This is a genomic window from Marinilabilia rubra, from assembly GCF_003121985.1.
Classification (GTDB): domain Bacteria; phylum Bacteroidota; class Bacteroidia; order Bacteroidales; family Marinilabiliaceae; genus Marinilabilia; species Marinilabilia rubra.
On the sequence record NZ_QEWP01000023.1, the window covers coordinates 1 to 14,060 of the forward strand.

The following is a 14,060-nucleotide window of genomic DNA, read 5'->3' on the forward strand; positions in this document are numbered from 1 at the left end:
TAGAAGTTAGAAGCTGGAAACTTTCGAAGTTAAGAAATTTTGATTCTTTTTGCGGCATATTTAAAAAACTAAGAAAATTATAAAAAACACGTTTTAAATGGTTTATGACTTTACTTAGATAAAAGATACTAGAAGATATAGGACATTATCTATCCTCTTCTAACATCTAACATCCAGCCTCTAACTTCTGATAAACTTATTACTGATCATTAACCCCCATTCTTACTTTCCACCAGTCCCCCTTCAAAAAAGATGGTTAGATAAAAAAGGACATTCTTAATGCCCTCCGTCCATTCCACCCTTTCACCATCCCACCATCTTAACCTTTCCCCCGCAAAGCCCTTTCCTTCATTCCTCATCATTCAGTAAAAATGAAACCACCACAGCTGCATGATTGGAAGGAAATTCGTATTTCCAGGTATCAATAACCATCGCAGTTGAGGGTTTAATTTTATCTCCTTTGTAAAAGATGAAATCCATTCTGCTTTGGAGGCCCTGGTTGTAGAGAGGAGACCATGTATGACCCGGGGTTTCCATTTCATCAGGATAGATCTGGCGATAAGCATCTATGAAATCTGAGTTTTTAATAAAACGGGTGGCCGGGAAGTTAACCACCAAACCATTGTGGTTTTCTTTGTTCCTTTCGGTCCAGTCGAGGTGAGAGCCACTATTGAAATCGCCCGCTATGATAATGGGGGTGTCGTCAGATTTTTGAATGAAGGGTCTGATTTCGCTTAGCAAAAAGTTGGTCTCCCGTCCGCGGGTTTCCATCTCTCTTACTTCGATGGTATCTGCCAAAGCATCATTTTTAAGAAAATAGGCCGATAAGTTAGGCCGTTGACTTAACCAGATAGGAGCGACCAGGATGTTTCGACCCTCTCCCATATCAAGTTGGATTGCTCCAAAATGCTTTGGTCGGAAGGCATTGTAGCTTTTGGACAGGGGATATCTGGATAGGATACTCAGATTTCTGCTGCGCCGGTAAAAATAGTAATCCAGTTCACCGGCCAGCATCTCACCTGAATCAAAGGTCTCCTGAACAGAAATAACATCTGCGCCTGATTTCCGCATGATGCTGGCAATATGCTTTACGCCCACATACTTGCCCTGACTGGTGCCTCCGTTCCAAATGTTCCAGGTCATCACTGTGAGGGAATCCGATACAGATGGCAGAGGTTTTAGTTTTTTGCCACTGTTGAATCTGTACAATCCGGCAATTTGGGCATCTGACAGTACTCTTGACCAGATTCCTAACTCATCAATCATCCCGTTAAACGAACTTATTCGGGGGTCGTCGGCCATCGGGTCACTTCCTATATAGAGTGAATTTGCAGGAAAAACATTACCTATCCCTTCCAGACTAAAGATGGCTTTTAGGTTTCCATCGTAATAAAAACGTGCTTCGCGGTCGTTTTTTTCTATAGAAAAACCAATCTGGTGCCAGCGCCCGTCACTGATTGGCTGGTGCTCAGCTGTGGGGGAATAGTCCAGTTGGTTTATCCCGTCGCTGATTTCCCATTTCCAACCGCCGGTTGGGGTTTTTCTGATAAGCCATCCCATGGACCGGTTTTCTTCAATAGCTCCTTTCTGGCCTGCAATGACATAACTGTTGGGGTCACCGGGAATTGTCTTTACCCATTGCATAAAAGTGATCCCTTCATAGTCGCTAAAACTATTGGCTTCTCCTTTTTCGACGATGATGGGTTTGCGATATTCTGCCGATTGGGTGAGATTCAGACAGGTGTCGGAAACTCCTTTTGCATAGGAGACATATTTTTCACCGCGGAATTCTACCGGGAGAATACCTTCGTTTCTGATTTGGTTGTTGAAGTTCAGATAAATGAGGGAAGGGCCTGGCTTGGCATATTCCCTTTCCCGGCATCCCTGTATCAATAAAGTCAGTAGTAAAAGTAGGTAGAATTGCTTCATGAATGATTTTTTGATAGATGGCAAGATATAAAATTTTTCAATTATCATTGAACAATTATCAATGAACAATAATCAGTGATCCGTTGGCAGAGGGAATGGGGCATAGGTAAAGGGACTGTCATTTTTTTACTTTTAAAAAATCCATCTCTGTGTTCCTCAGCGTCCTCTGTGGTAAAACAATTAAACCGGCGTTGCCGGTTAAGAATTTAAAACCACAGAGAACACGGAGAACACAGAGAACACGGAGAACACAGAGAGGCGCAGAGGGCAAGGGGTAAAGGGCATATTGGAAGGGACAGTAAGTTTAGTCAGTCATCAAAGGCCTGTTAGGGCTGCAATATTGGTAGAATAGTATGTTATTAATTTATGGAAGGAGTCCCTTTGCAATAGTCCGTTATCCCGATGGATCGGGATTACAATAGATTCGTAATCAATTGATTATAAGAGCATTCTTTTTGTTAATGTGCAGAATTTCAGTATGATACGAATTGTTTTTTATCTAAGTAGTGTCATAAAGCGCTTAAAATTCGATATTTAAGACTTTTCTTAGTTTTTTAAATATGCCGCAAAAAGAATCAAAATTTCTTATATTCGAAAGTTTCCAGCTTCTAACTTCTAACTTCCAGCCTCCAGCTTCCGGCTTCCGCCCGGCTGGGCTACTAACATCTAATATCTATCCCGAAGCATCGGGACTAACGATCTATTGCCTTTAGTAATACGATATAAAGATGGGTGTTCAGAATTTTGTGTTCAGAAGGCACGATAGTTGATCTTTTATGTTTGTTGCTTTTTTATGGTCGCAATATTCGCAATTTAAAGAATCATTAAATTGTGCCGGAAACAGATGCCAGGTAGAAAAGCATATTCTCAAAATTATCTGTCTTTTCTATAATTGAAAATTCCCATGGGTTTCATACCTTTGTAGTTCTGTTTTGTTTAGAAAAATACGATTATTGATTTATATTTCATTGAGTTAGAGTTATGGAAAAAGCAGCAATTCACACCCCTAAGGGTGTAATGAAAATTGAGTTTTATAAAGACGATGCCCCCGGGACTGTTGAGAATTTTGTAAAATTGATCAAAGACGGTTTTTACGATGGTCTGGCATTTCACCGTGTTATCCCCGGATTTGTGATTCAGGGTGGATGTCCTTATTCCAAAGATATGAGTGATCCCCGCGTGGGTACCGGAGGTCCGGGCTACAGCATTAAATGTGAGTTAGATGGTGATAACCAGTACCATGATCGGGGCGTATTGAGTATGGCGCATGCAGGAAGAGATACCGGTGGCTCTCAGTTCTTCATCTGTCATGGTCGTGAAAATACACAGCACCTGGATCGTCAGCATACGGTTTTTGGAAAAGTATACGAAGGACTTGATGTGATTGATCAGATACGCGAAGGCGACAAGATCGAAAAAATTGTAATAGAATAAATCTCCAAAATCAAATTATGGCTTTTGAATTGACAGGCAAGCTGATTGTCAAAGAAGATACTGTGAAAATTTCAGACAGATTTCAGAAAAGGGAATTTGTCATTGATGTGCCCAACGAAAAAAATCCCGAGTGGAACGATACCATTAAGTTTCAAATCACCCAGGATCGCGTGGATCTGATTGAACCTTTCAATATCGGAGAAGATGTGAAAGTGGCTTTTAACATTCGCGGGAAAAAGTGGGAACGCGATGGAAGGGTAAACTATTTTACCAATCTTGAAGCCTGGAAAATTGACAAAGCAGGGGGTGGAGCAGGAAATGCCCCTTCCGGAGCTCCAATGCCCGACCAGCTTGAGGAGTTGCCTCCCGAGGAAGGTGGGGATGACTTTCCGTTTTAGTTTAAAAAACCGGAATGACTATAATTTTTAAAAAAGGGAAAGCATGGATTAATATTTCCATTGCTTTCCTTTTTTTGTAACCGGGCATTAACAGAAATTTGCCATTTCTTTTTGGAAAGGTTCGCCATAAAAATTCCGGTAATCTCTGTTGAAACGTTTGTATGCATCCAGAGCTCTGCCATGATGTCCATTTTGGGTTAGCCAGCCTATCTCGAGTGAAAGGGCTGCTTCATTTAAAGGATCATATTGGCGAATAACATTGAGCAGGGGAGATATCAGTGATTTGGATTTTACCGCTATACTGATCGTTTGATCAGACGTGAGAATTTGAATTATTTCATTCTCAACTTCGCTTTTGCAATGGTCAATAATTTCACTTTCTGAATCTTTCAAAAAAGGTCCCCTCTTCAGCAGGACGGTAAGCGGGTTCAATGTTTCCTGTGAAGGGTTGTTTTTAAAAGCGTTAATAGTTTTTAGATAAACGGCCAGATCACAAAACATATGATCGGCCGGAGGTAGTTTAACCTGCCATTTCCGGTCTGAAGAATACAGAATGCTTATGCCGGTTTCTTCAAGGTTTTGTCTCAGATGCTGCACGTATGTGCTGCGATTGTTTTTAGCCCTTGCCGAACTCATTCCCGGCCATAAATCGTTGCTCAGTTGTTTTGAGGAAACGCCTTTTTCAAGTGTTTTTAAACTGTGCCACAGAAGGTAAATGAATAATTGTTTTTCCTTGGGAGAGAATCTCGCAGCAAGGTCTTTCCCGTTGGGAGTTACGATTTTAAAACCACCAAATGTACACAGCTTTATCAAGTCACCACCGGGGGTGGAATCCATAGATGTGTCATTTTTGACAGACGACTTATCCCCAACGATTGGCTGTTTCTTTTTGGACTTTTTTCTAATTCCCCAAAATAGTGTCAGCCCTGCCAAAACTGAAATGAGCAGTATGTATATCAATGATAATTGTGGTTTTTTGGAAGAGTTAGTTTCCTGGTTGATGATGTGATCATCTGTCTTTGCCAGGCTGGCAACTTCTTCATCCGAAAGAGCGCGGTTCCAGATCATCAGATCATCGATGTAACCATCAAAAAACTCACCCCAGATATTTGAACCGATAATAATGGAGTGGTCTGAAGCTTGAATGTCCGAAGCTTGCTGACTGCCCATTTTTCGTCCGTTTAGGTAAAGTGAAATTTTCATGCGGGGCTCAAACACTACCGCAACTTGTTGCCATTGGTTAGGGATGATGCGTGCATTTGTCAACCGGTGGTCTTTTATATCCGCTGTAGTAAAGGTTAATTGTCCTTCATGTATTTTAAATGAAAAACTTCTTCCCATGCCCGCAATCCCCCGGTTTAAATCGGTTTTTTCGGGTTTTATCCAGGCAGAAATTGATATGGGCTGATTGAAATCAATATCCAGGGAAGATCCGCAATCCAGATAGTCTTCCTGTCCGTTGAACTGAAAAGCTAGTCCACGTTCCGAATCTTTTACCATTAAAGAATCAGCCGGATGAATCAGTTTCTTAACATCCGGAGAGGAAGGGGCATATTCTTCATTAAAATGAAACCATACTACCCGGTCATCTGCAAGAGACAGCGGAAATCCGCGAAAAGTTACCTCCCGGTTTTGACTTTCCCGGGTGAAAATTAATATGTCAGGTGAAAACCTCAGCCCCCTGGTTCTGGGCGAAAAAATTATTCTGTGACCGGGGGGAGAAGGAAAACTCATCCGTCCACCGCTCCTGAAATCCGGGTTGTTGCCGGAAAAAACTGGAGCATAGGGCTTTTGATTATTAAGCGCTTTGGCCCTGTAAAATGGCATTTTATTGAGAATTCCGGAAAGTTTTATGGCTTCGTTCAGTTTGATTGGGGTGGTTAACAAAAAATGAGGGCGTTTGCCTGAGGTTTTCCAGATTTTCAGTAGCGGGATTATTTCCTGCTTTTTGTCCGGGGCATTTTGTTCGATCCAATTATTGAAATAGACATCCCGGATGGTGTCTTTGGCAGATTCTTCAAGCTTTACAATCAGTAGGTCTCTTTTAAGTTCTTCTTCTGATAAAATGGAATCTGAAGAAGAAAAATTGCTTAGATGTTCATTTTTACCAAAAGAAAATTTGGAGGCGACTTTGTTTAAAGAAATGATTTGCTTCTTTAAATATGACAGGTTGGAGTGGGTAAGGTTCTTATTATCCGCAGGTATGCAAAGAAACTTTGTGAGGCCTGATTTTTCCAGTGCATTGTCCCATTCATTGTTGTCAAAATGTTTATTGATAAGTATAACCGGGCCTTTATCAACAGCTTTAATTCCATCTTTTAATTGCTGAAAAATTTGATTGAGTGAATTGCCGGACCCTGAGGGATAGGGCACAGGACAAAAGGCCCTGACTTCTGAGTTGATGAGTTGTTTTATATTGTTGCGGGGATGGACCTCCAGCAAGGGTTGGCTGATGTCAATAAGGGATGTGCTGTCCTCGTTGCTTTGAGGGACAACCTGTATATTAAAGGTATATAGAAATATTGTAAGTGTTATTATTCTCAGTTTCATAGAAACCTGCAGCTCCTTTTTGTATTACATCTTTTTCCGGAATTGGCATAAAGATAATTGGATATTTTTAATTCTTTGAAAGGTCTTTTTGTATTTATTATTTTCTGATTGCTTTTCATTAGTTTTTAGTTGTGATAAAAAATAAACAGTTTTTTTAAAATTACACCTTTTATTACCCCTGTCAATACCCTTGATTTTGCTAAAGTTGTAGGGAGTTATTGAGAGGGTGAACTCTCCGGTTCATTCCGATAAAAAATATGCGTTATATCCGTTTCCTTTTATCGGATGATCATTTTGTCCTTTATTATAATGTAAAATATTCATAAATTCTGGATGAGCAATTTGGATCTAAACAGAACTTGCAAAAACAAATTTCAAGGATATGGGAAAAAATAAAAACGAAATCATTGGGACGAATCCTGAGTCATTAAAAGAGCGTGAAGGCCTGAAAAGACGGGATTTTCTGAAAAAGGGACTTCTGAGTGCTGCGGCACTGACCATTGTTCCGCGGCATGTGCTGGGAGGCCCGGGCTTCACCGCTCCCAGTGATCAAATTACCAAAGCAATTATAGGAATGGGGGGCATTGGTTATGGTCACCATTTGAATCGCCCGGGCCGGCTGGTGGCCATTTGCGATGTGGACCGTCATCACCTTCAGCGGGGGATTGATAAAGTGGGTAAGGGTATTAAGGCTTATACCGACTTCAGAGATCTTCTTCAACAAAAAGATGTGGATGTGGTGCACATAGCAACTCCTCCACACTGGCACGGCATTATGTCGGTTATGGCTGCAGAAGCCGGAAAGGATATCTGGTGTGAAAAGCCGATGACACGTACCATTGGAGAAGGTAAAAAGGTAATTGAAGCGGTTCAAAAACATGGTCGCATGTTTCGTTTGAATACCTGGTTCAGGTTTAAAGATCCGTTTTACGGACTGGGAACCACTGTAAAACCTTTGAAGAAAGTAATAGATAGTGGTATGCTTGGATGGCCTTTGAAAGTCACCGTGAGCGGCATCACCGGCTACAACTGGAAGTTCTATTGGAAAGGCGAACACAATCTTCCGCCAATGCCGGTTCCTGAACATCTGGACTACAATATGTGGCTGGGACCAGCACCGGTAAAACCATACAATCCTAACCGGGTGCATTCCAAATTTCGTGGTTACTGGGATTATGATGGTGGTGGTCTGGGAGACATGGGCCAGCACTACCTGGATCCGGTTCAATATCTTTTAGGCAAGGACCATACAAGTCCCATAAAAGTGGAGGTGGATGCCCCGCAACAGCATCCTGATGCCGTTGGTACCTGGCGCCGGATTACCTATACCTACGAAGATGGTTGCCAGATTATCCTTGATGGCGAAAACAGGGACAAGGATGCCGCTTATATTGAAGGGCCAAAAGGGAAGATTTACAATGGATTTCGTTCTGATATCCCGAATCTGAAGCAGACTGTCCAGGCATTGCCTGATCCGGAACCTCAGATGACCGATTTTCATGAGTCGGTACGTACCCGCCGCCAGTTTGCACTCAACGAAGAAAACGGACACCGCTCCTGTACCATCGTCAATATGGGTATTGCAGCCCTTCGGTTGGGACGTACGCTTCATTTCGATCCTGTTGCTCAGGTGTTTATTAATGATGAGGGTGCCAACCGATTGATTGATCAGCCTATGCGGGGACCGTGGCAGATATAAACAAGTTGTATAATCTTAAAAATGATACATATATTATGAATCAATTCAGAAATATAATATGTCTGCTATTTCTGGCGGTACTTATCATAAATCCTGCAATAGCGCAGGATAACAGGACTTTTGAAACCAGGATAGCAGATCTTTTGGTGCAGATGCCTGTGGATGATGCTGAACATCGTGACCGCCTCATGGAAGAGATGCTGACTCTTGAAAAAGAGGGAATGACCGATATTTGCGATCGCATAACCCCGCCGGGTGATGGCGATGACACGCGCGCCCGCTTTGCTGTGGGAAGTCTTTCCAAATATTTGAGTCAATCTGATCATGAGTCAGACCAGCAGCTTTGGGAGGGCGTTCTTCTGGATGCTTTAGAGAAAGCCCAAAACAAGGATGTAAAAGCCTTTTTTATTCGAAACCTGGAATTTGCAGGAACTGATAAGAGTCTTGAAAGACTGGCAGTTTATATTGATAATGCAGATTTGGTTGCGCCTGTGATTAAAACCATTTTGCTGATTGATAAAAAAGTCGCGGCGGAAATCTTTTCGGAGAAGTTACCGGATGCATCAGAGGATGTTGCAGGAATGTTGATCAAAGGGCTGGGAAATAGTGGTGACAAAGCTTATGTGCCACAAATCGTTGAATATGCTGAGGATGCAAATGGTGAAGGCCAGCTTGTGGCCTGGGAGGCACTATCTAAACTGCCTCATCCCGATGCGGAAAAGTATCTGATGAAAGCTGCCCGATCGGACGATTACAATGGACCAGCAGCCATTGCTTTACTGGATTACGCCAAAGTTGTGGCAGAGGAATACCCGTCAGAAGCTCTTTCCATCGCAGAAAAAGTTCAGAAAAAAACCGGCGATCTTCAGGTCAGTATACAGGCCATGTTGGTGCAGTCGGCCTTATTGATAGAGCCTGCCAGAACCGCCTTTCTGGTGAACCAAATGGAAAGTTCAAATACTGAATATCGTGGGGCGATCATTCAGGAGGCTATTAGGGTGAAATCTCCGGCCAGTCAATGGGTTGATTACCTGAAGGAGTCCGATTATCCGGGAAAGCAGGCAGAAGTACTTTACCTGCTTGGTAAGTTGGGGGATAATGAAGTGAAATCTGCCATCCCACAGTATTTGAATTCTAATAACTCAGACGTGAGGAATGAGGCTGCAATGACTTATGCCCTTTTAGCAAAGGGACAAGCAGTGGAGCCTTTGTTGGACTATCTGGAATCCCAATCCGGTGTGGCAGATCAGAAAGCCGGACTGGAAGCTTTATTGGTGGCTGCTTCCCGAGACGAACTGTCACTGATGACCCAAAGATTTTCTTCTTTACCGGCAGAAGCTCAGGTTGCAGTGTTGAAGTGTTTTGCTGCAAGAGGCGATGCCCGGGCTTTTGATACTGTTTATAAAGCTGCCGATTCTGAGGAAGGTCAGGTTCGCCATGAAGCACTAAAAACTCTGAAGGAAGTTTCGGAAGAGCAAAATTTAAGAGCTCTGTTAAAGCTTTTCAATAGAATAACCAAAAAAGAGGTCATAAACTCTGTTGGAGAGGCTATTGTGGCAGCTGTTGAGTCGGCGCCGGATAAAGTGGCGGCTGTTCAATTGGTTTATCAGGCGGCTTCTTCTGATGATGAATCTGAAAAATACCTATCGGTCTTTAGCGGCATTGGAGGACGTGAATCGGTTGATGCCGTTTGGCAGGATTATAGTAAAAACAGTTCTCAAACCTCTCTGGAGGCACTAATAAATTGGAATGATCACTATGCCACTACTGTCTTACATCATGTTATTACAGGAGATTTTCCCCTCAGTCACAAAAGCAAAGTCTTTTATGGTTATGTGAATATGGTGGATGATGCGAACCTTCCGGATGACCAGAAGTTGTTGCTGCTTCGGAAAGTGATGGCTGAAGCGCAGGATGATGATCAAAAAGCGGCAGTTTTGGAGGCGGCAGGTGATTTGGATACTTTCCTGGCTTTTGTCTTCGCCCGTAAATTCCTTGATGAAGAAAATCTGGCCGATTATGCTGCTAATGCCATGGCCAATATTGCTATGCCTGCCCCCGGCAAAGATACAGGACTTTCAGGGGATTTAATCGAAGAAGGATTGAGAGAAGCCAAAGAAAAAATCACCGGTCAGGATGCTCAGTATCTTAAAATTGATATTGATAATTATTTGAAAGAGATGCCCGAAGGAACGGGTTATGTTTCCTTGTTTAACGGCAAAGACCTGAGTGGCTGGCAGGGTTTTGTGGCCAATCCCATAAAGAAAGCACAGCTTTCAGAAAGTGAGTTGGAAAATCTTCAGGAGAAGGCCAATGAAGAGATGCATGAAACCTGGTCCGTTCAGGATGGAAAGATTGTTTTCAACGGGAAGGGTGCCAATTTGTGCACAGTTGAGGAGTATGGCGACTTTGAAATGATCGTGGATTGGCGCATCACCAAAGATGGCGACAGTGGTATTTATCTGCGCGGTACGCCCCAGGTTCAGGTTTGGGACACATCTCGTGTTGAAGTTGGTGCCCAGGTAGGTTCCGGCGGATTGTACAACAACCAGAAGCATGAGAGTGACCCGCTGGTTGTGGCTGATAACCCCGTGGGTGACTGGAACACATTCCGTATAAAAATGGTGGGTGAAAAAGTAACCGTCTATCTTAATGGACAACTGGTTGTGGATAATGTGGTGATGGAAAATTACTGGGACCGCAGTATGCCCATTTTTCCCGAAGGACCTGTTGAATTGCAGGCCCATGGCACGAATCTGGCCTTCAGGGATATTTATGTAAAGGAAATCGACAGCAGTGCACACAATCTTACTGAAGAGGAGCAGGAAAAGGGTTTTGTAGCGTTGTTCAATGGCTCTGATCTTTCAGGCTGGCAAGGCAATAAAACAGATTACCTGGTGGAAAAAGGACAAATTGTTGTTAAGCCTCAGGGAGGAGGTCATGGCAATCTGTTTACTGAAGAGGAGTATGATAACTTTATTTATCGCTTTGAATTTAAGTTAACTCCCGGCGCCAATAATGGGCTGGGGATTCGGGCTCCGCTTGTAGGTGATGCTGCTTATGTTGGTATGGAGCTGCAAATACTGGATAATACTGCGCCCGTTTATGCCAATCTCAAACCCTACCAGTACCATGGTTCGGTGTATGGCGTGATTCCAGCAAAACGCGGATATCTGAAACCTGTGGGAGAATGGAACAGTCAGGAAGTGATTGTGGATGGAACTCATGTTAAAGTTATTTTGAATGATCAGGTTATTTTGGATGGAGATATAGAGAAAGCTTCGGAGAATGGAACCCTTGACGGAAAGGATCATCCGGGGTTGGATCGTATGTCCGGACATATTGGATTCCTTGGTCATGGATCGGTGGTCTATTTCCGTAATATTAGAATTAAAAAACTGTAGCTTCTTTCATTGATTATCTGTGAGGTTCTCCGGTGTCTTTACTGGAGAGCCTCTTTAATTGATTGAAATGTGTTTTGTTGCGATTTTTTGAAATTAGAGTGATGGTGGTATTGGCAACTGTAGAAAACTTTTTTATATTTGTCCATATGTTTGAACAAAGGTTTTTATGGATTTGAAAGTTGATCATAACAGTCCGGTGCCACTTCATGCGCAGGTGGAAAAATTACTTCGGGAGTTAATAAAACAATCTCCCTTTCGTGAGGGTGCTTTTTTACCAAGGGAGGTTGAATTGGCCAAAGAGTTGGGGATTTCCCGAAATACACTTCGTCAGGCCACCAATAAACTTGAGTATGAAGGACTGCTGATGCGAAAGAAAGGGGTTGGTACTAAGGTAGCAGAACAGAGCGTGGTGACACATCTTCAACAATGGCAGAGTTTTACTCAGGAGATGAATGAGCAGGGAGTGAAATTCAAAAATTACAAACTGGTCACTGAATGGGTTGAAGCCGGTGAAAAGGTAGGTCGTTTTTTTGAATTGCCTGAGGATGTACTTGTATTAAAAGTAAGTCGCTTACGTGGAGATGATGAAGGACCTTTTGTGTTTTTCGAGAGTTTTTTTCATCCGAGGATTGGACTTACCGGTGAAGAGAATTTTTCCCGTCCCCTTTACGATATTCTGGAGCATGATTGTAATGTAATTCCATCACTTTCAAAGGAAAAAATTAAAGCCAGATTGGCTACCTCTATTACTGCCGGACGTTTAAAAATAAGTCAGGGCGAACCGGTATTGGTGAGGGAGCGATTTGTTTATGATGCAGGGGAGTTACCCCTGGAATACAATCTGGGCTTTTACCGGGCAGATAAATTCACTTATACCATTGATATCAGGAGGTGAGAAACATCCGGTCTGATTCATTTATAGGTCATATCAGTCTCCGGTAAGTAATTAACTTTTTAATTGTAAAAGCAATACTTCGCTAAACCTTTACAATAGGCTTGTGATCAGCTTTTTATGTTTAAGTGAATATTTGAGTTTACATGCACATTTTCAATATCATACGATTCATCTTACATCTAATCCCGATGCTTCGGGAAAAATCTAACGATCTATTTTTATTGATGATCGCCCTGAACAATGACTTGAAAAACCATAAAAACTATGAACAGGATTGCAATTGGAGTTGATGTTGGAGGCAGCCATATTAGCTGCATGGCCTTCGATCTGGATAAAAGAACTTTTTTGAGAGATTCATTTTCCGAAAACGATTTGGACAATCATGCCCCTGCCAATGAAATTATTGATGTGTGGGGGCGAACTCTCAGTAAGACCATCAGAAAGGTGGGGTTGGGACGTTTGGAGGGGGTTGGATTCGCCATGCCCGGACCATTTGATTATGTGAAAGGTATTCCTCAGTTTACAGGTGAAAATCAAAAATATGAAAATATCTACGGGATTAATATCTCTGTGGCTTTAAGAAAGTACCTGGAACTACCCATTGGTTTTCCTATCCGGTTTATCAATGATGCCACGGCTTTTGCCATAGGGGAGGATTGGATGGGAAATGCGGAAGGATTTGACCGTTCTCTTGCGATTACATTGGGAACTGGTTTTGGAGCGGCATTTTTGGAGAATGGATTACCGGTGGTTTCAGGGGATCGGGTTCCGCAGATGGGATGTCTTTATCACCTGTCATTTGAAGATGGTACAGCCGATGATTATTTTTCAACTCGCGGACTGGTTGATCGCTACAACCGTAAAACCGGGAAAGAAGTGGAGGGGGGGCGTGAAGTGGCTGAAGCTGCTATGAGTGAAGAGGCTGCAAAGGAAGTGTATCATGATTTTGGAAGCAAACTGGCAGATTTTCTGGAGCCATGGATGAATAAATTCGGGGTTCAGGCACTGGTTATTGGCGGAAATATTTCAAAAGCTTTCGATTTATTCGGGCCTGCTCTTAAAGATGCTTTCCAACAAAAGGGAATCAATGCAGAGGTCCGCATTTCCCAGCTAAAAGAGTCAGCAGCCATGGCTGGTGGTTCTCGTCTGGCTGATTCAAAATTTTGGAGACGGGTGTCCCCTTTTCTGAAAGAGATGTAGCAGGGGGTATAGTGGATAGTTATAGTCATTAGATAATTGAATAGAAGTTGGAGGATAGAGGCTGGAAGCCAGATGTTAGAGTCTAAGATGTTAGAAACTATACTTTGAAACACATAAGACATAACTTGTCCCGCCACATTCGGGATAAGAAAACAGAAGATTTTTGAACCATAACTTGTTTTGGGGCCCTGAAAAGGGTCCAATCTGGATAACCCCGGGTGAAAACCCGGGGCGAGAAGCCATAAAAACACTGGGTCCCCGAATGGGGGCCAACTATTAATTCTGACATAAAAAAGAAAACATTGCATCGTAAATTGACAAAGTCACCCGCTGCTGGTGCGGATTTGAAATCCGCACCTCCTTAGCCATGGATTTGAAATCCATTTTAATTAGTGCCCGTCTATAAAGTCGGGAAAGTTTGTGAAAAGTCATGGGGCTGGTCAGAGAGTTCCAGTTGCAAGGCCTGCCCCGATTTTTTCTTCGGGGGCTTGCGAGGCTCCCCAAAATTCGCAGTCCCGATCCTTCGGGATGAGTATTTTGGGAGCAAGCCT

8 protein-coding genes are annotated in these 14,060 nt (G+C 42.8%); 6 read left to right on the forward strand and 2 right to left on the reverse strand.

Annotated features, from left to right (window positions below; all coding sequences use genetic code 11):
- Positions 1–348: 348 nt before the first annotated feature.
- Positions 349–1,929 (reverse strand): endonuclease/exonuclease/phosphatase family protein, encoded by a 1,581-nt coding sequence (locus DDZ16_RS18430; RefSeq protein WP_109265960.1) that lies wholly within the window; start codon positions 1,927–1,929, stop codon positions 349–351.
- A gap of 981 nt (positions 1,930–2,910) precedes the next feature.
- Here DDZ16_RS18430 and DDZ16_RS18435 point away from each other — a divergent pair.
- Positions 2,911–3,363, forward strand: a complete 453-nt coding sequence (locus DDZ16_RS18435) for a peptidylprolyl isomerase (RefSeq protein WP_109265961.1) — start codon at positions 2,911–2,913, stop codon at positions 3,361–3,363.
- Between the two features lie 17 nt (positions 3,364–3,380).
- Positions 3,381–3,761, forward strand: coding sequence for a DUF3127 domain-containing protein (locus DDZ16_RS18440; RefSeq protein WP_109265962.1), 381 nt, complete (start codon positions 3,381–3,383; stop codon positions 3,759–3,761).
- Between the two features lie 87 nt (positions 3,762–3,848).
- Here DDZ16_RS18440 and DDZ16_RS18445 read toward each other — a convergent pair whose 3' ends face one another.
- Positions 3,849–6,311 (reverse strand): LamG-like jellyroll fold domain-containing protein, encoded by a 2,463-nt coding sequence (locus tag DDZ16_RS18445; RefSeq protein ID WP_109265963.1) that lies wholly within the window; start codon positions 6,309–6,311, stop codon positions 3,849–3,851.
- 382 nt (positions 6,312–6,693) lie between these two features.
- On the opposite strand from DDZ16_RS18445, the gene DDZ16_RS18450 reads away from it, so the two are divergent.
- The 4 genes from DDZ16_RS18450 to DDZ16_RS18465 all read left to right on the forward strand — a co-directional run bounded on the left by DDZ16_RS18450 (position 6,694) and on the right by DDZ16_RS18465 (position 13,509).
- The gene (locus DDZ16_RS18450) at positions 6,694–8,010 is read left to right on the forward strand and encodes a Gfo/Idh/MocA family oxidoreductase (protein ID WP_109265964.1); all 1,317 of its coding nucleotides are present in this window, start codon (positions 6,694–6,696) and stop codon (positions 8,008–8,010) included.
- Between the two features lie 35 nt (positions 8,011–8,045).
- Positions 8,046–11,414 (forward strand): family 16 glycoside hydrolase, encoded by a 3,369-nt coding sequence (locus DDZ16_RS18455; protein ID WP_109265965.1) that lies wholly within the window; start codon positions 8,046–8,048, stop codon positions 11,412–11,414.
- Positions 11,415–11,580: 166 nt separating this feature from the next.
- Entirely contained in the window at positions 11,581–12,309 is a 729-nt protein-coding gene (locus DDZ16_RS18460) for a GntR family transcriptional regulator (protein ID WP_109265966.1), read from the forward strand.
- Positions 12,310–12,573: 264 nt separating this feature from the next.
- The gene (locus DDZ16_RS18465; protein WP_109265967.1) at positions 12,574–13,509 is read left to right on the forward strand and encodes an ROK family protein; all 936 of its coding nucleotides are present in this window, start codon (positions 12,574–12,576) and stop codon (positions 13,507–13,509) included.
- The last annotated feature ends 551 nt before the right edge of the window (positions 13,510–14,060 follow it).